The 21955-nt window shown below is 47.1% G+C and carries 20 protein-coding genes; 6 read left to right on the top strand and 14 right to left on the bottom strand.

Annotated features, from left to right (window positions below; all coding sequences use genetic code 11):
- Nucleotides 1–248 precede the first annotated feature (248 nt).
- The 6 genes from ACTTJF_RS03135 to ileS all read right to left on the bottom strand — a co-directional run bounded on the left by ACTTJF_RS03135 (nt 249) and on the right by ileS (nt 8005).
- On the bottom strand, nt 249–1061 hold the full coding sequence (locus tag ACTTJF_RS03135) for a carbon-nitrogen hydrolase family protein (protein ID WP_442550731.1): 813 nt from the start codon (nt 1059–1061) through the stop codon (nt 249–251).
- Nucleotides 1054–1248, bottom strand: coding sequence for an exodeoxyribonuclease VII small subunit (gene xseB / locus ACTTJF_RS03130; RefSeq protein WP_002948190.1), 195 nt, complete (start codon nt 1246–1248; stop codon nt 1054–1056). Before xseB ends, ACTTJF_RS03135 begins: the two co-directional genes overlap by 8 nt.
- Nucleotides 1241–2341, bottom strand: a complete 1101-nt coding sequence (gene metX / locus ACTTJF_RS03125) for a homoserine O-acetyltransferase MetX (protein WP_442550730.1) — start codon at nt 2339–2341, stop codon at nt 1241–1243. The genes xseB and metX overlap by 8 nt, the downstream gene beginning before the upstream one ends.
- Nucleotides 2341–3789 (bottom strand): IMP dehydrogenase, encoded by a 1449-nt coding sequence (guaB, locus tag ACTTJF_RS03120; protein ID WP_442550729.1) that lies wholly within the window; start codon nt 3787–3789, stop codon nt 2341–2343. Before guaB ends, metX begins: the two co-directional genes overlap by 1 nt.
- A gap of 4 nt (nt 3790–3793) precedes the next feature.
- Nucleotides 3794–5152, bottom strand: coding sequence for an Asp-tRNA(Asn)/Glu-tRNA(Gln) amidotransferase subunit GatA (gene gatA / locus ACTTJF_RS03115; RefSeq protein WP_442550728.1), 1359 nt, complete (start codon nt 5150–5152; stop codon nt 3794–3796).
- 96 nt (nt 5153–5248) lie between these two features.
- Nucleotides 5249–8005, bottom strand: a complete 2757-nt coding sequence (gene ileS / locus ACTTJF_RS03110) for an isoleucine--tRNA ligase (RefSeq protein WP_442550727.1) — start codon at nt 8003–8005, stop codon at nt 5249–5251.
- A gap of 121 nt (nt 8006–8126) precedes the next feature.
- Here ileS and ACTTJF_RS03105 point away from each other — a divergent pair, with 121 nt between their 5' ends.
- Nucleotides 8127–9224: a CinA family protein gene (locus tag ACTTJF_RS03105; protein WP_442550726.1), complete on the top strand. Its 1098-nt coding sequence runs from the start codon at nt 8127–8129 to the stop codon at nt 9222–9224.
- A 229-nt stretch (nt 9225–9453) separates the two neighbouring features.
- On the opposite strand, the gene ACTTJF_RS03100 is transcribed toward ACTTJF_RS03105, so the two are convergent.
- Nucleotides 9454–9831 (bottom strand): rhodanese-like domain-containing protein, encoded by a 378-nt coding sequence (locus ACTTJF_RS03100; RefSeq protein ID WP_185899068.1) that lies wholly within the window; start codon nt 9829–9831, stop codon nt 9454–9456.
- A 161-nt stretch (nt 9832–9992) separates the two neighbouring features.
- On the opposite strand from ACTTJF_RS03100, the gene ACTTJF_RS03095 reads away from it, so the two are divergent.
- Genes ACTTJF_RS03095 through ACTTJF_RS03085 form a run of 3 tightly spaced genes read left to right on the top strand, consistent with a single transcriptional unit; the run spans nt 9993 to nt 13481 of the window.
- The gene (locus ACTTJF_RS03095; RefSeq protein WP_442550725.1) at nt 9993–10994 is read left to right on the top strand and encodes a Fe(3+) ABC transporter substrate-binding protein; all 1002 of its coding nucleotides are present in this window, start codon (nt 9993–9995) and stop codon (nt 10992–10994) included.
- Nucleotides 10994–12550: an ABC transporter permease gene (locus ACTTJF_RS03090; protein WP_442550724.1), complete on the top strand. Its 1557-nt coding sequence runs from the start codon at nt 10994–10996 to the stop codon at nt 12548–12550. Before ACTTJF_RS03095 ends, ACTTJF_RS03090 begins: the two co-directional genes overlap by 1 nt.
- Before the next feature lie 4 nt (nt 12551–12554).
- Nucleotides 12555–13481, top strand: a complete 927-nt coding sequence (locus tag ACTTJF_RS03085) for an ABC transporter ATP-binding protein (protein ID WP_442550723.1) — start codon at nt 12555–12557, stop codon at nt 13479–13481.
- Nucleotides 13482–13558: 77 nt separating this feature from the next.
- Here ACTTJF_RS03085 and ACTTJF_RS03080 read toward each other — a convergent pair whose 3' ends face one another.
- The 6 genes from ACTTJF_RS03080 to ACTTJF_RS03055 all read right to left on the bottom strand — a co-directional run bounded on the left by ACTTJF_RS03080 (nt 13559) and on the right by ACTTJF_RS03055 (nt 18634).
- Nucleotides 13559–14152, bottom strand: a complete 594-nt coding sequence (locus ACTTJF_RS03080) for a hypothetical protein (RefSeq protein WP_442550722.1) — start codon at nt 14150–14152, stop codon at nt 13559–13561.
- Between the two features lie 294 nt (nt 14153–14446).
- Nucleotides 14447–14818, bottom strand: a complete 372-nt coding sequence (locus tag ACTTJF_RS03075; protein ID WP_442550721.1) for a hypothetical protein — start codon at nt 14816–14818, stop codon at nt 14447–14449.
- 410 nt (nt 14819–15228) lie between these two features.
- Nucleotides 15229–16002, bottom strand: a complete 774-nt coding sequence (locus ACTTJF_RS03070; protein WP_442550720.1) for an ABC transporter ATP-binding protein — start codon at nt 16000–16002, stop codon at nt 15229–15231.
- Nucleotides 15986–16963 (bottom strand): FecCD family ABC transporter permease, encoded by a 978-nt coding sequence (locus tag ACTTJF_RS03065; protein ID WP_442550719.1) that lies wholly within the window; start codon nt 16961–16963, stop codon nt 15986–15988. The genes ACTTJF_RS03070 and ACTTJF_RS03065 overlap by 17 nt, the downstream gene beginning before the upstream one ends.
- The gene (locus tag ACTTJF_RS03060; RefSeq protein WP_442550718.1) at nt 16960–17994 is read right to left on the bottom strand and encodes an ABC transporter substrate-binding protein; all 1035 of its coding nucleotides are present in this window, start codon (nt 17992–17994) and stop codon (nt 16960–16962) included. Before ACTTJF_RS03060 ends, ACTTJF_RS03065 begins: the two co-directional genes overlap by 4 nt.
- 229 nt (nt 17995–18223) lie before the next feature.
- Nucleotides 18224–18634: a hypothetical protein gene (locus ACTTJF_RS03055; protein WP_442550717.1), complete on the bottom strand. Its 411-nt coding sequence runs from the start codon at nt 18632–18634 to the stop codon at nt 18224–18226.
- A 52-nt stretch (nt 18635–18686) separates the two neighbouring features.
- Between ACTTJF_RS03055 and ACTTJF_RS03050 the strand changes: the two genes are divergently transcribed.
- Nucleotides 18687–18914 carry a hypothetical protein gene (locus tag ACTTJF_RS03050; RefSeq protein ID WP_442550716.1) on the top strand — a complete coding sequence of 76 codons (228 nt, stop codon included), beginning with the start codon at nt 18687–18689 and terminating at the stop codon, nt 18912–18914.
- Nucleotides 18915–18995: 81 nt separating this feature from the next.
- On the opposite strand, the gene rpoD is transcribed toward ACTTJF_RS03050, so the two are convergent.
- On the bottom strand, nt 18996–20876 hold the full coding sequence (rpoD, locus tag ACTTJF_RS03045) for an RNA polymerase sigma factor RpoD (RefSeq protein WP_442550715.1): 1881 nt from the start codon (nt 20874–20876) through the stop codon (nt 18996–18998).
- Between the two features lie 226 nt (nt 20877–21102).
- Between rpoD and ACTTJF_RS03040 the strand changes: the two genes are divergently transcribed.
- Complete coding sequence (locus ACTTJF_RS03040) at nt 21103–21915, top strand: flagellar hook-basal body protein (RefSeq protein WP_442550714.1); 813 nt, start codon at nt 21103–21105, stop codon at nt 21913–21915.
- Nucleotides 21916–21955: the final 40 nt, after the last annotated feature.

Genomic DNA, 21955 nt, shown 5'->3' with positions numbered 1-21955 from the left:
TATTAGTAATATTTAAAGATTTATTTAGCCTAAAAACGTGACTATATCGGGGTAGAATAGAGCTAAAATAAATTTGAATTTAGTCTAATTAAATTGATTTATTATGCAAAATTTAAAGATATAAAAATATATTTGATCAAATTTCGGCGATAATATAAAATTTGAGGGCGGGGTAAAATTAGCAAATCGGCAAAATTTGCAGGGAAAAAGCGGCAAATTTGATTAGGTTTGCCGCCTAAAAATTAAATTTAGCCCAGTCTTTTGTTTAAAATTTGAGAAAATCCCCATAGGTGTCTAGCTTGTGCAAGTTCGGTTTTTTCGAGTTTTGCTACCATCATCTCTTCGTTTTTGCCTAGGCGCGAAACCACCTCGCCAAACGGGCTAATGAGCATCGAATCGCCGTAAAAGCTCCACTGCTCGCCGCTTGCGGCCTTGTGGTTGCCGACGCGGTTTACGCGCAGGACATAGACGTTGTTTGTAAAGGCGCGGGTTTTTAGCAGCTCCTCCCAGCGCGACTCGCTAAAAAACGTGCATGCGGTAGGGACTACGACGGCATCGACTTTTTTGCGCGCCATATATGCCCACGCCGCGTCAAAATGCGCCTCAAAGCCAAACATCGCGCCGATTTTAAATTTCTCGTAGCTAAAGACGGGCAAATTTAGCTCGCCCTCATCTTTGTTGGTAAAAAATTTCGCCTCGTTCCAGTGCGGGTAGGGCATCAGGATCTGCTGCTCGTAAAAGCGCGAGGACGCAGGGCTAAATCTCGCCGCGACCTTAACGAAACCTTTGCCTTTGGGCAGTACGAGCGGGGCTAAGATTTCTAGGTTGTATTTTTGCGCCATCGCGGCAAGCGCGTGTTTTTTGCGCTCGCTTTGCTCCTTGATGAGGCTTTTTGGCATGAGCTCGAGCTCTTTAAAAAAGCTGTTTAGCACGTACTCTCCGAGAACCACGAGCCTAGCGCCCTCGTCGGCGCAAATCCTAAAATAATAATCTAACCGCGACTCGCTCATGGGCTGCGTCGGCAGCTGTAAGGCGCAAACGGCTGCGGTCGCGTTATTCATCGTCTGCGTCCTTCACGACTAGTTTTGCGTTTTGCAGGATTTTGTCTGCCTCCTCGAGCAGCTTTTTGCCCTCTTTGTGCAGCTTGACGCTTTGCTCTAGGCTTAAATTTTCGTCGCCGAGCTGTTTTAAAATTTCATTTGCTTTGGCGAGTTTGCTCTCAAAATCCTCGCTTAAATTTTCACTCATCTAAAACCTTTTTTATGATTTTTTCAAATTTATCTACTTCGACCAAAAACGCGTCGTGGCCGTAGTCGCTGTCTATCTCGTGGTAGTCGCACGCCTTGCCGATACCCTGCAGCGTCTCGTGCATCTCGCGCATGCAGCTTGGCGGAAATAGCATATCGCCGCTAAACGCAACCAGCGTAACCTTGGCGCAAATAGGCAAAAGAGCGTGCGCGAGGTCGTCGTAGTGGCGCGTGCAGTCAAAGATATTCATCATCTTTACGATGTAAAGGTAGCTCAGCGGATCAAAGCGCTTGGGAAAGCCGTGGCCATTGTACTCCATATAGCGATCGACCTGAAACCGCCCCGTAAGCTCGTAAAGACCATCGGTTTCGACGTAGTTGCGGCCGAATTTAGAGTCCATGGAGCTAGGCGAAAGAAAGCTAATGTGCCCTGCCATGCGTCCTAGCGCCATGCCGGTTAGCCCCTGTGCGGCGATGTCGTTTTCATCGTACTGGCCGTCTTTGAAACCAGGATCGCGCAGGATGCCCTCGATCGCGATTTTGTTAAACGCGATCGCCCAGGCCTTGCTCTGATAGGTGCTGGCTAGGATGATGACGTTTTTGGCGAAATTTGGAAACTCGATCGCAAAGCAAAGTGCTTGCATACCGCCTAGACTGCCGCCCACGACTGCATGCGCGCGCTCTATGCCTAAGTGCTCAAAAAGCCTCATCTGTGCTTTTACGACGTCGCTGATAGTAAGCACCGGAAAGCGCAAACGATACTGCTTGCCCGTGCTTTTTTCGATACTGAGAGGATTTGTCGAGCCGAAATTTGAGCCGAGGATATTTACGCAGATGACGAAAAATTTGTTCGTATCTATGCCTTTGCCATCGCCGACGAGCGCGTCCCACCAGCCAAATTTCTGCTCGTTTTCGTATCTACCTGCGGCGTGGTGGCTACCGGTTAGCGCGTGGCAGACGACTATGACGTTGCTTTTATTCTCGTTTAGCTTGCCGTATGTTTCGTAGGCGAGCTCAAATTCGGGTAAAATTCGGCCGCTCTCTAGATAGAGCGGCTCGTCAAATTTTACTTTGCCGGTTTTTAAATTTAGCACTAATTGACTTTGTAGTTAGGGGCTTCTTGCGTTATGACGACGTCGTGGACGTGGCTCTCTTTTAGTCCGGCGCTCGTGATCTCGACGAACTGGGCTTTTTCCTGAAGCGTTTTGATATCTTTTGAGCCCATGTAACCCATCGCGCTTCGTAGGCCGCCAACTAGCTGGTGCACGACCTCTTTTATGCTACCGGCAAACGGTACGCGGCCCTCGATGCCTTCTGGTACGAGTTTATCTTGTGCGGTGCCTTCTTGGAAATACCTATCGCTACTGCCCTTCGTCATCGCGCCGATACTCCCCATGCCGCGGTAGACCTTATACTGGCGTCCTTGGAATGTTATCACCTCGCCAGGAGTCTCCTCGCAGCCAGCTAGCAAGCTGCCTGCCATCACGCAGCTAGCGCCTGCGGCTAGGGCTTTAGCCACGTCGCCAGAGTACTTTAGTCCGCCGTCTGCGATGACAGGGATACCGTATTTTGCAGCCTCGGTAGAGCAGCTATCGACGGCGAAAATTTGAGGTACGCCAACGCCCGCTACCACGCGAGTGGTGCAGATAGAGCCCGGTCCTATGCCTACCTTGATACCGTCTGCGCCTGCTTCCGCTAAGTCTTTGACGGCGGCCGGGTTTGCGATATTTCCGGCTACGACGTCCACTTTTAGCTCGGCTTTGACTTGTCTTAGCGTGTCTAGTACGCCTTTGGAGTGGCCGTGAGCGGAGTCGATGACGATGACGTCTACGCCGGCTTCCGCTAGGGCTTTTGCTCTATCCATTTGCCCCACGCCGATGGCTGCCGCTACGCGGAGTCTGCCGTATGCGTCTTTGTTTGCGTTTGGATACTCTTTGCGTTTTTTTAGATCTTTTATGGTTATGAGGCCTTCTAGGTGGCCGTCTTTATCGACGATAGGTAGCTTTTCTACGCGGTTTTGAGAGAAAATTTTCTCCGCGTCGTCTAGCGTGCAGCCCTTTGGAGCTGTGATTAGCGGAGCTTTGGTCATCCTGTCTTTTACGAGGACGCTTCTATCGTTTTCAAATCTCAAATCGCGGTTGGTTAGGATTCCTATCAGTTTATTTTCCTCGTCTACGACCGGAACGCCCGAGATATGCAGATCCGCCATCATATCAAGCGCGGAGCCTACGCTGGCGTTTGGCGAGATGGAGATAGGATCGATGATCACGCCGCTTTCGCTTTTTTTCACGCGGCGGACCTCTTTGACCTGGCTTTGTATGTCCATGTTTTTATGTATGACGCCGATACCGCCCAAGCGCGCCATCATGATCGCCGCGCGGTGCTCGGTGACGGTGTCCATCGCAGCCGATACGATCGGGATGTTTAGCTCCACGTTTTTGCTAAAGCGCGTTTTTATGTCGACTTGTTTAGGCAAAATTTCGGAGTACTGCGGGACGAGCAAAACGTCGTCAAAGGTGAGAGCCTTCGTAACTATCTTCATGCGTTTATCCTTTTATAGAGTTTTCTAAACTAAGCGCGCCTTCTAGCAGCGTTTTTTCGTCCCACGCCTTTGCGATGAGCTGAGCCGAGACGTTTAGGCCGTCAGCGTCCTTGGCTACCGGAACCGAGATGGCGGGCAGGCCGGCTAAATTTACGCTGATCGTATAGATGTCTGATAGATAGGAGTCTAGCGGGTTTTTTAGCTCACCGAATTTATACGCCGTGCTAGGGGCGACCGGCATCAAAATAAGGTCGCATTCGCTCAAAATTCGCTCATACTTGGCTTTAGTATAGGCGCGAGCTTTTTGCGCTTTGATATAGTATGCGTCGTAGTATCCGCTACTAAGTACGAAAGTACCGAGTAAAATTCGCTTTTTTACCTCTTCGCCAAATCCCTCCGAGCGGGAGTTGATGTATAGTTCTTTTAAATTTTTGGCCTCGGCTCTGCGTCCATATCTTATACCGTCAAAGCGGCTGAGATTTGCGCTGGCTTCGGCCGTGGCGATGATGTAGTAGGTAGCGATATCGCATTTTGAGTTTTCTAAATTTTTATAGATTATTTTGTGGCCTGCGGCTTTTAAAATTTCGACCGCTTTTAAAAGAGCTTTTTTGGTCTCTTTCGAGGCTTCGTTTATGTAGTTTTCGATGACGCAGATCGTGAGTTTTTTATCCGCGTTTAGCTTGTCTGCTACGCTTTCAAATTTTATATCCGCGCTCGTGCTATCCTTGTCGTCGTGTCCAGCGATGATGTCGTATAGGATCGCGGCGTCCTCGACGTTTTGCGTTATCGGACCGATCTGATCTAGCGAGCTAGAGTATGAGCCAAGGCCGTAGCGACTCACGCGTCCGTAGGTTGGCTTTAGTCCTACGCAGCCGCAAAATGCCGCAGGCTGGCGTATCGAGCCGCCCGTATCGCTGCCAAGGGCTGCAACCGCTAGCCCCGCCGCTACCGCAGCCGCCGAGCCGCCCGAGCTGCCGCCCGGTACTCTTTCGCGGTTTAGGGGATTTAGCGTTTTGCCGTAGTAGCTGTTTTCGGTCGTATTTCCCATGGCGAATTCGTCCATATTTGTACGGCCAAACGGCGCCAAGCCCGCTGCTAGCAGCTTTTCTATAACCGTCGCGCTATATGGCGCGATGTAGCCTTGTAAAATTTTAGACGCGCTCGTTACGCTCCAGCCTTTTACCTGGATGTTGTCTTTGATAGCGATCGGCACGCCCGCGCCCAGTTTGTCAAGCGGCAAATTTGCCAACTGCTCGACGTAAGCGCCAAGCTCCCTATCCGCGAAAATTTTCTTTTCCAGCTCGTTTCTAAGCTTGGCTATCTCGCCGGCGCTTAGCTTTAGAGCCTCTTTTAAAGTTATCATTTTTTATCCTTAAATTTTATTACCGCTACAATACCCGCGGCTGTGACCGCGAGGATGGCCGCGATAGTTGCCGCGACGAACCAAGCGGAGATGGGCTCAGACATTTTTTAGTACCTTTTCGCATCTCGGGCATGTTTCGCCGTCGTGCTTAGCGGTAAATTTCCAACATCTCGGGCATTTGTGTCGCGTCGATAAAACGAGTTTAAATTTATCGTTTCCGACGTCAAATTCAGCTAGGCTGTCGCTGCCGTCTAGGCTCTGGACGTCGCTAACCATATACCAGTCGCTGATCTCGTTTATGTCTTCGCTTAGGATCAAATTTGAGCTGGTTTGCAGCACTAGCTCGAGGGTCGATTTTATCTTTTTGTCTTTTTTGAGTACGTCGATTAGCTCGAAAAACTTCTCGCGGCTAGCGACTAGCAGCTCGTCGTCTACGTTAAACTCAAAATCTAGCGGCGCATACTCTAGATCAAATGCGTCCGCCACGCCGTTTTTGATGATTTTGGGCGCATAGTCCATCGCCTCATCCACGGTGTAGGTTAGCGTCGGAGCGATGAGCGGTAGGAGCGCTCTAGTGATTAGCGCCATGGCGCTTTGAGCCGAGCGGCGCGTATCGCTGTCTTTGGCGTCACAGTATAGGCGGTCTTTGCAGATATCAAGATATATGCCGCTTAAATCCGCGCTTAAGAAATTCATCAGCAGGCTAAAGCCCTTTGAAAAGTCGTAATTTCTAAACGCCGCTTCGGTCTCGTCGAATGTTTTTTTCGCGCGGCTTAGTATCCAGCGGTCTAGGATGTTGAAATTTGACGTTTCGATATCTTCTAGATCGTTTACGTTGGCTAGTAGAAATCTTATCGTATTGCGTATTTTTCGGTATTGTTCGCTTACTTGTTTTAGGATGTTTTCGCTGATTTTTAGGTCGCTGGAGTAGTCGCTAAGCGCAACCCAAAGGCGTAAAATTTCCACGCCGTATGTTTTAGCGACGTCCGCTGGAGCCACGACGTTGCCCTTGCTTTTACTCATCTTTTGGCCGTTTTCATCGACGGTAAAACCGTGCGTGAGCACGCTTCTATACGGCGCTCGTCCTTGCGCGGCGCAGCTTAGCAGTAGCGAGCTTTGGAACCAGCCTCTGTGCTGATCGCTACCCTCTAGGTACATATCCGCAGGATAGCTACCCGCATCGTAGTCGCCGCTTTTTAGCACCGCAGCCCACGTCGAGCCGCTGTCAAACCAGACGTCTAGGATGTCCATCACTTTTTCTAAATTTTGCGGATCGTATTTGCAGTTTGCGGGTAAGAGATCTTTTATCTCACTGTCCCACCACGCATCAGCGCCTTTTTGCTCAAATATCGCCGCGACGTTATCTAAAATTTCATCGTCAAATATCGGCTCTTTTGTATCCTTGCGTCTAAAAAACGCTATCGGCACGCCCCAGTCGCGTTGGCGCGAGATACACCAGTCGGGACGATTTTCTATCATCGAGCCTATCCTTTTTACGCCGCTTGCAGGGTAAAATTTAACGTTTTCAAGCTCTTTTAGCGCGACTTCTCGTAGTGTTTTGCCCTCGATTTTCGGCTCGTCCATCGCGATAAACCACTGCTTGGTAGCGCGGTAGATAACGGGCTTATGCGTCCTCCAGCAAAACGGATACGAGTGGACAAATTTGCTAACTTTTAGCAAATTTGAGCCTAGAAGCTCTAAAATTTTCTCGTTTGCTTTAAAGATATGCATGCCGATTAGCTCGTCCGCTACGTCATCTGGGAATAACTTTTTCGCCCTTAGCGTCTCGTCGTATAATCCGCCTTCATCGACCGGCATGATGACTTCGATGCCGTATTTTAGGCTCACGTGGTAGTCGTCCTCGCCGTGACCGGGTGCGGTATGTACTAGGCCGGTACCGCCGTCCATCGTGACGTGATCGCCTAGGATAAATAGCGATTTTCTGCCGTTTAGCGGATTTATAGCGTGAAGGTTTTCAAGCTCGGCCGCGGCAAATTCTTTTAAAATTTCGCCCTTAGTTAGCCCTTCTTTTTCCAGTTCGCCAAGCATCTCTTTGGCAAATATCAAATTTTCAGCCGTTAAAACGTAAATTTCGCTAGGGTTTAGCGAGATGGCTTGGTTTGCCGGCAGCGTCCAAGGCGTGGTCGTCCAGATGACCGCTCGAGCGTCTTTTGCGCCGATTTTTGCGGCGGCTTCTTCGCCTAGCTTAAACGCGACGTAGATGCTGTAGTCCTCTTTGTCCTCGTACTCGACCTCGGCTTCGGCTAGAGCGCTTCTAGCCGCCCAGCTCCAGTATACCGGCTTGCTTCGCTCGATCAAAAGTCCGCGTTTGGCGACTTTGCAAAGCGTTTTGTAAATTTCGGCTTCAAATTTAAATTTCATCGTCAGATACGGGTCGTCCCAGTCGCTGGCGACGCCTAGCTGTTTAAAGCTCTCCTTTTGTACCTCGATAAACTCTCTGGCGTGTTCGCGGCAAAGCTCGCGGATTTGCGTTTTGCTGAGGCTTTTTTTCTTATCGCCCAGTTTTACCTCGACTTGCTGCTCGATCGGTAGTCCGTGGCAGTCCCAGCCGGGCGTAAATCTCACGTTTTCGCCGAAGAAATAGTGCGTTTTTAAGATGATGTCTTTTAGGGTTTTGTTTAGCGCGTGTCCGATGTGGATGTTACCGTTGGCGTAGGGAGGGCCGTCGTGCAGAGTGAAGCTTTTAGCGGCTTTTTGCCTTTTAGCTTTCATTTTTTCGTAGATTTTTCTATCGTCAAACCACGATTTTAAGCGTTTGGGTTCGTTTTCCGGCAGGTTGCCGCGCATGGGAAATTCGGTGTTTGGAAGCAATAATGTATCTTTGTAATCCATAGGTTCGCCTTGAAGTAAAAAATTGGTAGATTTTATCCAAACGGCGATTAAATGCTACTGAAAAAACGCTATTTTAAGCTAAATTTATGTAAGATGTTTTCGGTTTTTAAAGGAGAAAACAGTGAAAAACGCACTACTGATCATCGGCGAAGATATCGGCGTAAACGCGCCTTTTTTGGATTATATTTTTTGCGCTTACAAGCGGCATTTCGGCGAGCTGGGCGAGTTTAGGTTCGTTAGCAAAAGCGACAAGGAGTTGCCGTTTATCATCGAGCATCTTTGCGCGCGTTCGGACAGCCTTTGTATCTACGCGTCGAGTCAAAACTGCTCCGTCGCGGCTAAAATTTTAGCTACGTTAAGCGGCGATATTTTAGAGCTAAAATCCCCGCAAATGCTAGCTCCGAGTAGGGCTGAAAAATTTAGCGACTACGGCTTTTTAATCAAACTAAATCAAACTTACGTAAATTTACTAAAGGCCGACGCGAACCAAAAACTGCCTGCCATAGATATCAAAACGCAGCGAGATTTTGGCTACTTTCACCTGGTCGATATCGACGAGGAGAGCGCAAAAATCCTGCTCGAACCGCTGGCAAAAACTTACGAAGTGCAGATTTATTCGTCTCAAATTTTGTCGAATTTGGCGCTAATCAGAGTAGAGGCGAACAAATTCGGCCAAACGAGCGGCTTTATAAACGGCGCGAAAAATCTCTTTTCTGGCAAATTTTTTGAGGGCGAGGACGTTTTCCGTCACGTTGCTAGCACGCTTATATCAAGCGGACTCAAGCTTACCTTTGCCGAGTCTTGCACGGCGGGGCTTGCCGCGGCTAAATTTGGAGCTTTTGCGGGAGTTTCGGCGGCGTTTAACGGCTCGCTAGTGACCTACGCAAACGAGATGAAACGCGACTGGCTGGGCGTTAGCGATGAGATTTTACAAACCTACGGTGCGGTGAGCGAGCAGTGCGTGATGGCGATGCTAAAAGGCGCGCTAAAGGCGAGCGAATCAGACTTTTCGCTAGCTATCAGCGGTATCGCGGGACCTGACGGCGGTAGCGAGGCAAAGCCGGTGGGGACGGTGTTTGTCGGAGCTTATGCAAAAGACGGCGAGTGCATCATCGAGAGGCTAAATTTAAACGGAGATCGCAACTACATAAGAGAGCAAAGCGCGCTGGCGGCGTATGTTTGCTTGCTAAAGCTAAAGCCGAGGCTGTTTTTGGCGTAAATTTTGGTCAAATTTGGTGAAATTTGCGACCACTTAAAATTTAAAGCGGATACGCTTTTGTTCTATTAAATTTTGTAAGAAACAGTGAGGGTTTTTGCGTTAAATACGGCGGCGAGTTTAAATTTATCGCCGTCTTACGCGCGAGTGGAGCACAAATTGGCTCCGCCAAACTTAAAATTTAGCGCAAATTTAAGCCTGACGGACGAAATTTATAAAGTAAAACCGCGGATTATTTTTGATACGGCACGGTTTCGTAGCCTTGATTTATGAGGCTACCCATACCGCCGTCAAGATTTATTATATTTAGCTCCGGCGAGTCTATCATCATCGCCGCTGCAGCGCTTCTGCGTCCGCTTCTGCATATGAGCGCGACCGGTTTTTTTAGATCGACATTGGCTTTAAGCTCGTTCAAAAATCCCTCTTTATCGGTTGCGTTAAAAGTGATAGTCTTTGCGCCCTTTATCACGCCCGTTTCCATCCATTCAGCAGGCGTCCTGATATCTACGATCTGCTCGTAGTTTTTGATCGCCTCGGGACTAACTTGAACCGTAGAAATTTCCGCAAAAGCCATCGCCGCAGCCGCTCCTAAAAGTAAAATTTTTCTCATTTTATCTCCTTAAATTTGACGGCGTGAATATTAGCACCCAATTTTAAATATTTTGTCATTCTAAAATCACTCCGGCATAAATTTTTCTTTTTTAATAATTAATATTACTTTCATAAGACAGACGCTATAATCGCAAATCCATATCAATACAAAGGATAAAAATGAAAAAAAGTTTTTTCGCGCTTAGCTTGCTTTCAAGCTTTTTGTTTGCCGCGGAGGTAAATATCTACTCTGCGCGCCACTACGACGCCGACAGCGAGCTTTATAAGCTTTTCGAGCAAAAAACGGGTATCAAGGTAAACGCCACGCAGGCAAAAGCCGGCGAGCTAATCAAAAAGCTCGAAGTCGAGGGCGATAGCTCTGCGGCGGATATCTTTATCACCGCAGACGCGGGAAATTTCTACACCGCAAAGACTAAGGGCGTGTTGCAATCGGTCAAATCAGAAACTCTAGAAAAAATCGTACCACAGCAGTATAGAGATAACGACGGCCAGTGGTTTGCTATCTCAAAACGCGCTAGAGTCATCGTTTACGATAAAAGAGACTTCGATCCTAAAGGTATCAAGGACTACGAGGATCTCACAAAACCCGAGCTAAAAGGCAAACTGTTAATCAGAAGTGCTACTGCTCCGTATAGCAAGTCGCTGCTAGCTGCTATCATCGAGGCTGACGGCAAAGACGCGGCGGCTAAATGGGCGGAAGGCACGCTAAAAAATCTAGCCCGCGATCCAAAAGGCGGCGATAGGGATCAGGCTAAGGCTATTTACGCAGGCGAGGGCGACGTAGCAGTGATGAACACCTACTACATAGGCCTCATGCTAACATCTCCGAAAGCCGAAGACGTCGAGGCTGCGAAGAATCTGGGCATAATTTTCCCAAATCAGGACAACCGCGGCACGCATGTAAATATCAGCGGTATCGCGCTAACCAAAGCTGCTAAAAATAAAGAAAACGCAGTTAAATTTATGGAGTTTATGGTGAGCCCTGAGGCGCAAAAGATACTCGCGGGTATAAATTTCGAGTATCCGATCAACGCAGAGGTCGATCCTAGCGACATCGTAAAAGGCTTTGGTAAATTTAAAGAAGACTCGACTCCGCTTTATAAAAGCGTGCAAAACACGAACGAGGCTATTAAAATTTACGACGTAGCCGGCTGGAAATAATGAAAGTAAAATTTGGGGCGATCTTTATCGCCCTTATCGTTTTGATCCCCATTTTTAGCATATTTTTCGAGATCGCTTTGGGCGACTACTCATTACTCGAGCACTTTTTTAAGTATCTTTTTATGAGGTATATCCAAGGTACTTTTGCCGTCGCGGCGGGCGTTTTGGCACTTAGTCTGGTTATCGCCGTGGTTTCTGCGTGGCTGGTGGCGAATTACCGCTTCGCGCTATCAAATTTCTTTGAATATGCCCTCATCCTTCCGTTTGCGATTCCTGCTTATATATTTAGCTTTTGCTACGTCGGGATTATGGATTACGGTGGATATTTTCATCAAATTTTCGGCTTTAGACTGGAGTTTATGAATATCTACGGAGCGATTTTCGTGCTTTCGTTGTCGCTTTATCCATACATCTATATGTTTGCCAAAACCTCGTTTAAAACGCAGTCCGCAGCGATTTACGACGTTTGTAAAATTTACAAGCTCCCCGGCCTTGCAGTGTTTTTTAGGGTTGCGATATTTCTCTCGCGTCCGGCGATCGTGGGCGGAGCGATGCTGGTGCTCATGGAGACGCTTAGCGACTACGGCACGGCTGCGTATTACGGCGTAGAGACTTTTAGCGCGGGCATTTTTAAACTATGGTTTGACATGGGCGACTCGTACTCCGCGTCCGTGCTGGCGGGGCTTTTGATGATGTTCGTGTTTGTTTTGATGATATTTGAGCACGTCAATAAAAACTCTAAAAAATACAGCTTCTCCACGCACGACACCTCCAAATTTACGCAAAAAAAGGAGCTTGGCAAATTCGGCTCGGCGGCGGCGTTTTTATGGTGCGCGAGCGTATTTTGCCTGGCGTTTGCCTTTCCTTTTACCTGGCTTTTGTATTGGAGTATTCACGAGCTAGATAGCTTTAAATTCGAGTTCGTGCAGATGGCTTTAAATTCGCTTCTGATGGCTGCGGGCGCGGCGATACTCATCACGGCGATTAGCTTTTTTCTCGTTTTTGCGACGAGACTTATAAAAAACAAAGCGCTAAACGCCTTTTTGCTAAAATCCGTCTCGCTAGGCTACGCGCTGCCGGGCGCTAGTATCGGGCTTTGCGTCATGATAGTTTTTGGTTATATTGACCGAAATTTCGGCACGCATCTACTTTCGTCCAGCTTTGTGGTGCTGATTTTTGGCTACGTCGTGCGGTTTTTGGCGACTTCGATATATGCCGTCGAGAGCGGATACGCTAAGGTCTCGGCAAATATCGACGACGCCGCGCTTTTGCTAAACGGCTCGCGGTTAAATTTGTTTTTCAAAGTGCATTTTCCGCTGCTTCGCCACTTTTTCTTTCTCTCGCTCATCGTCGTTTTTATCGACATCATTAAGGAACTGCCGCTTAGCCTAATTTTGCGGCCTTTGGGCTTTGAGACGCTTAGTATCAGAGCCTTTTTCTACGCCGCCGACGAGAGGCTTTACGCTGCGGCTCTGCCGTCGTTTCTCATCGTTTCGATGTCGCTAGTCGCCGTCCTTTGGCTCGAGATAATCTCCAGAAAAAAACAAGAAAGATAAAAATATGGCTGAAATTTTAAAAATCGTAAATTTAAACAAGAAATTCGGAAATTTAGAGGTTTTAAAGGATGTAAATTTAAGCCTTAACGAGGGCGAAATTTTAAGCGTTCTGGGCGATAGCGGCTGCGGCAAAAGCACGCTTTTACGCATAATCGCGAGCCTTGAGACGCCAAGCGGCGGTCAAATTTGCGTCAAAGAGGGCTGCGGCACTGCGATGATGTTTCAAAGCTACGCGCTTTTTCCGCATTTAAGCGTTTGCAAAAACGTGGAATTTGCGCTGTGGCGACTCCCTAGCGCCCAGCGAGCCCAAAGGAGCGCGCAGCTACTGGAGAAATTTAAAATCTCCGAGCTAAAAGACAAAACTCCAGATCAAATTTCGGGCGGTCAAGCGCAAAGGACGGCCTTTGCCAGGGCCGTAGCAAACCGCGAAAAGCTGCTTTTGCTCGACGAGCCTTTCGCTAATCTCGATCGCAACCTAAAAAGCGCGCTAAGAGGCGAGCTAAAACAAATGATAAAGGCAAACGGCATCAGCGCGGTCATGGTAACGCACGACAAAGAGGACGCCTTTTTGCTAAGCGACAAAATCGCGCTGATAAAAGGCGGCAAGGTTTTGGCTTTCGGCGCGCCTAGGGAGCTGTATTTTCAGCCTGCATCCTACGAAATCGCCTGCTTTTTAGGCGATATGAACCTGATAAACCCGCAGGATGCGCAAAGCCTGCCGGTCGAATTTAAAACGTGGCTGGAACAGAGAAACTTTATGTTTCGCCCGGAGCTAATCATAAGCGGCGAAAAATACGAAGCAAACGTGGTAGAAGCAAAATTTTTAGGCGCATTTTACGAGCTAAATTTGGACTTTTGCGGGATCAAATTTAAAGCCGTCGTTAGCTCAAATTTGCAGATTTGCGATAAATTTAAATTTGACCTGGCTTAAATTTGGACAGGCTTAGTATAGTCGCGCGATTTTTTATCGTCTAAATTTGCTTGAAACGCAAATTTGGCGAATTTGGCTTAGTCTTGATTGCGGTTTTCGACGTAATCCACTATCGACCAAGCAAGCACGTAGATAAATCCTAGCGCCAGGTAGATACCAAGCACTGCAAGTTCGATAGGGTAGGGGTCGCGCAGGGCTTTGGTGAGTAAAAGCTTTAGCGCTGCAGCGATAAAAGTGCCGATCACGCAAAGCACCGCGTAGCCTGAAAATAGGGCGTTTTGCGTGACGGCGGCGAGTTTTAAATTTATCTTTATCCAAAGCAAAAACGCAAGCACCGCCGTGGCGCAAATGAGGAAAAATAGGACCTTGTGCGTGCTAGCGGGAGCGTAGTTCGCGCTAAAACTTAGCAAAATCATCGCGCTACTAATAGCGATAAAAACGCGGTAAAGCTTAAACACGCCTCCGCCTGCTAGTTTGTTTACCTTTGATATAGCGCCGTAAAGGCAGATAACGGAGACGAACAACATCGCTACGCGCGCGCTTGTTGCGATATCAAATAGGCTTTTAGGTAAAACCATCTCTTGCGAGAGTAAATTTAAAATAACCAAAATCCCGGACGTCATACCTAGCGCTCTTGCCGTACCTATGCGCTTTATGAAGTTTTCTTGCACATTTTGCCTTTTATTAATTTAATAAAAATTTCACACAAACAAGCTTAAAATTTTTATTAAATTTAACCCAAGTAAGCACGCGGATAGTCTGGGGTATAAAATACAAAATAAGCAAAGTTGCAAAGCTTATTCTTGCAGCTAAGGAACTCTAACATTGGACCGAGTTTTAAAATGCGTCAAAGGCTGATCGTATGAAAAATACAAATTTGCGGGTGATTAAATTTGACGATAAATTTAGGGGCAAATCTATCGTCAAATTTTCGATTTATCTACATATTTATTTGTTGGTAAAATTTAATGTTTTTCGCTAAAAGCCGATGTAAAAAGTGCGGTGGCGCAGCTGGCGAGCAAGCCTGCCAAAACAAGGCTGTCTTTTAGAGCGATAACCTTAAAGTTGTGAAACCAAAAATACATCGTAGCCGCAAATAAAATAAAAAACAGTTTTAGTCCGATGTTTTGTCTCCAGCCAGCTACGGCGTAAAATAAAATAGTAACGCCAAATAGTATGCCGATATCGATGATTGACGATCCAAATATATTAAAAATGCATAGGATAAAAGCGCCGATCAAAGCAAAAAATATCGCGCGAGTTCGTTTGAAATTTATGGCTAACATTAAAATATTAAACACAAACGCGAGCGGAAATGAAAATATGACAAACCCCATAGTTCCTTCTCTAAGTATTCCTAACTCAAAATAAAAATTTAAATAAAAAAGGCTACAAATAAAAAATACTGTTCCTAAAATAAGCTCGCTTTTTTGGAGTAAATATAACTTCATTTTTGCCCCTTTGGGTCTATAAAATTCGTTGTCGCCCGCCTTGTGATGACTCAAATTTATCTTTAAAATTAATTTTATACTAAATTTATTTAAAGTAAATTTAGTAAAGCGACAAGTAAATAAAATAGCGTTCTCGGTATTAAATTTAAACGGCAGCACGGGACTAGCAAACGCCGCAAAGCTCGTAGTCTGCGCAAATTACTAATCTAAAATTTTAAAAAATCGGCAAATTTACAAACTCGCAAATTTTAAAATACATAAAATTTTACACAGTTCAAATTTTGCCGATTAAAAAACTACTTTACCTGCGCACTGAAAATTTGCGTGATACTGGGAATCTGCTCGCCCTCTATGTCAAATTCCGCCGTTTTCATCCGCACGCGGTAGAGCGCGTTTAAATTTTCCTCGTTTAAAACCTCGGCGCTGGGCCCGTAAACGTAGCTAAGATCGTCTTTTAAGACGAGCGTGCGGTCCGCTACCGCAAGGGCGTGGTTTGGCTGATGCGTGGTAAAAACGATGCTCGCATTGCTTTTTTGCTTCAAATTTACGATGAGACTTAGCACGCGGTCTTGGTTTTTGATATCAAGCGCGCTAGCAGGCTCATCTAAAAACAGAATTTTGCTCTTGCTAGCGATCGCCCTGGCAAAGAGCACGAGCTGCTTTTGGCCGCCCGAAAGCGAGTTAAAGCGCTTGTTTTTCAGGTGCGAAATTTCAAGGCTCTCAAGCGCGTCCAAGCAGATCTGCACGTCGCGTTTGCTCGGCTTTGAAAATAGCGAAATATCGCGCGCACGCCCCATCGCTACGATGTCTTGCACGCTGTAATCAAACGCCACGCTAAAGCTTTGCGGCAAAAAGCCGAATTTCGCCTGCGTGCTTAGCTCGCCTTCTTTGAGGCCTAAAATTCCCATCATGCACGACATCAGCGTGCTTTTGCCCTGACCGTTTAGTCCTAAAATCGCTAAAATTTGACCGCGCTTTATCTCAAAGCTTAAATTTCTAAAAAGAAATTTGCCCTTTTCGTAGAAAAATCCAGCGTTTTTAATAGAGAGCAAACTACCTTCTGTTCGCATCGGCGCTCCTTTTTAAGAGGATGGCGAATATCGGGCTGCCGATGAGCGCGGAGATGATGCTAAGCGGCACTTCGCTAGAGCTTATCGAGCGCGATACGTCGTCGATAGCGAGCATAAAAACGGCTCCTGCCACGAAGCAAGCGGGCATCGATCGCAAGTGGTCGCTGCCAAATATCATCCTAGCGACGTGCGGCACCACCAGGCCGATCCAGCCGATGTTTCCGCTGACGCTGACCTGCGCGGCGACTAACAGTGTGCAGACGACGAGGATGACCGAGCGCAGCCGCACGATGTTTACGCCGAGCACCTTTAGATCGCCGTCTTCGAGGCTGAGTAGATTAAATCTCCACCGCATCGCGATGAGCGCCGCGACGCAGGGTGCCGAAACGGCGGCGAGCATGATGAGCTTGTCGTAGTCTGCGCGCACGAAGCTGCCAAGCAGCCAGTAGATGATGTTCGGTAGTACGTCTTCGTTGTCGGCTAGATACTGCACGAGGCTCGTTAGCGCGGCAAATACGCCGTTTATGACGATGCCGGCCAGAATGAGCGAAAAGACGTCGCTGCGCGAGACGAATTTAGCGATAAAGTAGAGCATAAAAAGCGCGGCGAGCCCGAAAAAGAAGGCAAAACCCACGATAAAGTAGGAGCCAAAGCCAAGCATGATGCAAAGCGCACCGCCAAATGCCGCCGCTGTGCTCACGCCCACGATGTGCGGACCTACGAGCGGGTTTTTAAACACCGCCTGAAGCGCGAGGCCGCTAAGCGCCAGTATTCCGCCGCAAAGGCTCGAAAGTAGGGCGCGCGGGATGCGGATATCAAGCACCACGCTTTTTGCCGTTTCATCGGCGGAGGAGCCGAGCAAAATTTTACCCGTCTCCTCTAGGCTAACGGGATACTGACCGATGCCCAGCGATACCGCAAACAGCAGAACCCAGAGCAGCAGCAGGGCGGAAAATTTCATTTATAGCTCGTGCGGTAGAATTTTTGATAAAATTCCTCTACTTTTTTGTTAAATTCCGCTTCGTCAAAGTGCGTTGGATAGAGCTTCATCGCTAGCCACCACTCGCCAAGCGCCATGGCTTCGGCAGTCGGATAGCCCCACGCTTTGGCGTATTCCGGCATCATGTAAATTTTATCCTCTTTGACCGCGCTTAAATTTGCAAGCTGCGGGTTGGATTTAAGCTCGGCTGGCACCTGCGGATAGCGATCCTGCACGAAGATCATCTGCGGCGCCCACGCTAAAACTTGCTCGGCGGATACCTGCTTGTAGCCTTTGATGCTCTCTGCCGCAACGTTTTGCGCGCCTGCACGCATAAACATTATGCCCGTGTACTTGCCGCTGCCGTAGGTCGTGAGATCGGGATTTGCCATGTAAATTTTAGGTCTTTTATCTATGATGAAATCGCTAAATTTAGCCTTTAGCTGCTCTTGCGAGGTTTTGACGAAGCTTATGAGCTCGGCGGCCTCTTTCTCGCGGTTTGCGACCTTGCCAAGAAGCTCGATCCCGTCGTAAAAGCCCTCGGTGTAGGCCGCCTCGTCGTCTTTGAAGGTCGGATTTAGCTTGCCTTTATCGGCGGCGTCGCTACGCTGAAAGCTAACGGCGATCACCGGGATCTTAAGCTCGCTCATTTTGTCGATGTACTCTTTTGGGATGTAGTTCGTGACGATCACGACGTCGGGCTTTAGCTTAAGCACCGCCTCGTAGTTGATGACCTTTAGATCGCCAGGAGTCGGCATGTCTTTTAGGCTCGGCGCTAGGCGGATGTAGTTTTTGCCGAGCGACTTTTCCCACGACTCCTGCACGCCGACGACCTTATCCAGCGCGTTTAGCTCATTTAGCGCGTTTAGGCTTTGGTGCTGAAGCACGACTATGCGTTTGACCTCGTCAGGCAGCGTGACGTCGCGGCCTAGCTGATCGGTTACGATGCGGTCTGCGAAAAGCGAACTCGCGCACAGCGCAAGAGCTAGCGCGAAAGAGTGAAATTTACTCATGTTTTTCCTTAAGTTTTTAAATTATATTTATTTATAGGCTTAAAATTGGTACTTTTAACCAATAAATAAACAGCAGTATATTACAAGAACGGCGATAAATTTAGCATAAATTTACAGATTTTGTTTTGCGGGTAAATTTGAGGGGTGGCATTGGTGTAGTTTTTGATAAATTTAGCGAAACGGCAAGCGTGGTAGCTGTGATGAAATTTGAAATTTATAAATTTTAAGACTACGCAAGAGCGATGTTTTTGACCATGACCCAAGCCGCTAGTTCGCAAAGCAGGATCAAGAGCGCTATCGTAAGCAGCGTATATGGAGATACCAAACCATTAAGGGGTGAAATATCGATAAACTGAAGCGCTGTGCACATAAAGGGTAAGCCTGAGTAGATGTAGAAAGCATTGCTCTGCGTATCTTTGCCGAGCAGATAGTACGCAACGCCGAGCATAAACCAAAAGTAGATAGTAAGAATAGAGTCTATGGTAAGAAATATCGTAAGGGCCGAGCCTTGTATATTTAAAAAATTATTTGCGACCGCTCCGATTACAGAGTAAGCATTATCTACGAAAGAGCCTCCGATCTGCGCCGCGGCATACTCTACCGCGCCAAATACGACTTGACTTACCGAATACAATGCCATATATAGCCATAAAATCGCTATTAACGCCGCCGCGACTAGTGCGGAGAAGGTTTTGGTAAAGAGTTTGCTTGCGGAGAGTTTGGAAATTTGTCTAGCGGCAAGAAGCCTAAAGATCGTCTATGTGAGAAATATAAGGCAAATAAAAAACATGGCGGTCAAAAATCCAGCCAGCGAGACGCGGCTGCAAAATTCGCACAAAATCCAAATAGACATACAGCCGCCTATCAGTAAAATATTAGAAGCTATGCCGTGGAATTTTATCTCGGCCAGGGGTTTCTGATCCATCTTTGTGCCTTGGGATTTTTTTAAATTTGGTAGTTGGTTTTATTTGCCGATCGGCTATAAAAGAGGAGGGCTAAATTTAGCCCTCGATGTAGTTTTTGAGTTTTCTACCGACTTTTGGGTGCTTTAGTTTTTTGATCGCAGAGCTTTCGATCTGGCGGACGCGCTCGCGAGTTACGTTTAGCTCCTTGCCGATCTCTTCTAGCGTGCGGTCGCTCTCGTCGTCGAGCAAGCCGAACCTCATCCTGATGACAGCTTTTTCGCGCTCGTTTAGCTGATCTAGGACTTCGTCTATCTGCTCTTTTAGGTCGTTTTTTAGGATGTGATCCATCGGGCTTAGCGAGCTTCTATCCTCGACAAAATCTCCAAATTTGCCGTCCTCCTCGTTGCCGATAGGGGCTTCTAGACTTATAGGCTCTTTCGTGATTTTGATGACTTGTTTTACCTTGTCTACGCTTAGTCCGACCTCTTGCGCAATGACGCTCACGTCAGGCTCTTTGCCCTCTTCTTGTAGATATTTGCGGTTGATTTTGTTGATACGGTTTATCGTTTCTATCATGTGTATAGGGATACGTATCGTGCGGGCCTGATCGGCGATAGCACGGCTGATAGCCTGGCGTATCCACCACGTCGCATAGGTCGAAAATTTATACCCTTTTTTATACTCAAATTTATCAACCGCTTTCATCAGTCCGATGTTGCCCTCTTGGATAAGGTCTAAAAACGGCAAACCGCGGTTTGTGTAGCGCTTGGCGATACTTACGACTAGACGTAAATTTGACTTTGCCATCCTAGCTTTTGCTTCGTCGGATATCTTTTTGCCGCGTTTGATTTGCTCCAAAATTTCTTTTAAAAGTATCGGATCGAGGTTAAATCCGCTCTTGCTCGCTTCTTTGGTCGCAAATAGTTTTTTGATCTCCACGTAGGTCGAGACCATCGTAGCTTCTGGCACTCTAGCGATGATATCGTCTTTGCTTAGCTTGATTATATCTTTTAAGATAGATTTGTGATTTTTCTTTAATTCGTCGCTAAACATCGGTAGCTTATACTCAAGCCTTTTTAGCTCTTTGTCGAAGTCATCATCACTCTTTAGCGCCGTTTCCATCGATTTTACGATCTCGGTTATGAGCTTACTCGTAGGTCCTAGATCCATCAGCTTGTCTTTTAGGATTTTCTTTTTAAATGCAAGCGTTATCTTTGCTAAAAACTCATCTTCCGTCTCGACTTCATTTTGCTTATTTGCCGTTTTTAGCCACTCTTTTTTAGCCTTTTCGAGCGCTCTAAAGCTCTCGATTACCTTTTCGGCTCGCTTATCGTCTTTTTTACTATTTTTTTTAGGCTTGGCTTCTTTTTCTTCGCTTTCCTCGCCCTCGTCTTCGATCTCTTCCTCTTCCTCCTCTTCGACCTCTTCGCTGCCTTCCTCGCCCTCGTCGTCAAAGCTTCTAAAAAGCTCTTTTACGCGGCGTTCGCGGTTGATGAGCGGTTCTTTATAGTCAAGGATAAAGTCGATGAGGTATGGCACCGAGCAAAACGCATCTATAATGATATCTTCGCCAAGTTCGATTTTTTTGCTGATTTCTACTTCTTCTTCTTTGGTTAGTAGCGCGATTTGACCCATTTCGCGCAGATACATACGCACGGGACTATCCGAGCGCGACCACTCGAGCAGATCCGTTTCGCTGGCGAGGTCAAATTCTTCCTCTAGACTGTCGTCGGCTAGTTTCGCCAGCTCTTCGCGGCGCTTTTTGGCGTCTTCGATGTTGCGCATTTTGGCGATTTCAGCCGAGGTGATGAGCTGGATTTTATTTGCTTTAGCTAGCGACTCTATCTTTTTTGCTATCGCCGCAGTCGGCGCTTTGTCTAGGAATTTAACTAGTTTTTCGTAAGTGATATAGCCTTTGGCATTTTCTTTAAAAAGCTCTTCTATAAGCGACAATGCCTCTTTTTTTGCGGTACTCATTCGGGATTCCTTCTTTTTGTAGAAAACGAGGATTATACCCAAATTTTTTTAAACATTAATAAAAATGCGATCATTCGGGCATTTTTAAGTAAGCTAAATTTGCTGAAAATTTTATTAAATTTGAGTTGGAACGGAAGTTGCTGATCTAGTCAGAAAAATGCGCTCGTCTGAAAGTTGCAAGCAAAGCGTAGCAAACAAGACGAGTCGCCAAGATAAGGAAAAGTAAATGAACAACGGCTACTACCAAGCAACCGGCGCCATGGTGACGCAGTTTAACCGCCTGGACGTAATCGCAAACAATCTTGCCAACATAAACACTATCGGCTTTAAGCGCGACGACGTCGTAGTGGGGGATTTTGAGAGGATTTTCAAAGAGTACCGCGACGAGTTGCCGATAGAAAATCACACGAAAGACGCGGCGAAATTTCTAAACAGAACTATCGACAGAGTGCCGCAAATTTCGGAGCAATACGTGGATTTTAGCCAGGGCGGGCTTAAATTTTCAAACAACGACCTTGACTTTGCGATGAAGCGAGAGGATCTGTTTTTCCTAGTCGAGGTGAAGCCCGGCGACGTACGCCTAACTAAAAACGGCTCGTTTAATCTCGACGAGGACGGATTTTTGGTAACCAAAGAGGGGTACAAGGTGCTGCCGAGCGATTATTTTACGAATAATTTTCAAGGCATCCAAATCCCGCAGGGCGAGCGTTTCTCCGCCGATAAAAACGGCAATCTCTACTCAAACGAGGAGCCGCTGGCTAGGCTTTATATCGCGCAGCCAAAAGAGATACGAAATCTAACCAAAGAGGGCGATAATCTCTATGTTTTGCCGAATTTAAAGGAGCTTGAAGACATAGGCGGCGAGATAGACGCGGTCGCGTGGAAGTATACCCAAATCTCCAACGTAAACGCCGTGACCGAGATGGTCGGACTCATCGAGACGCAGCGCTTTGTCGAGATGTATCAAAAGGTGATGACGTCGCATATGGACGATCTAAATCAGGAAGCTATAAGTAAGCTTGCTAATACGAAAGTCTAATAAGCTGCGCCTTTTTAGCGCTTTTTAATGAGTTTGGTTT

Origin of the sequence: Campylobacter sp. (genome assembly GCF_052170435.1) — a bacterium.
Classification (GTDB): Bacteria; Campylobacterota; Campylobacteria; order Campylobacterales; family Campylobacteraceae; genus Campylobacter_A.
The sequence above is the reverse complement of the archived record's forward strand: the minus strand, read 5'-3'. Positions and strand labels throughout refer to the sequence as shown.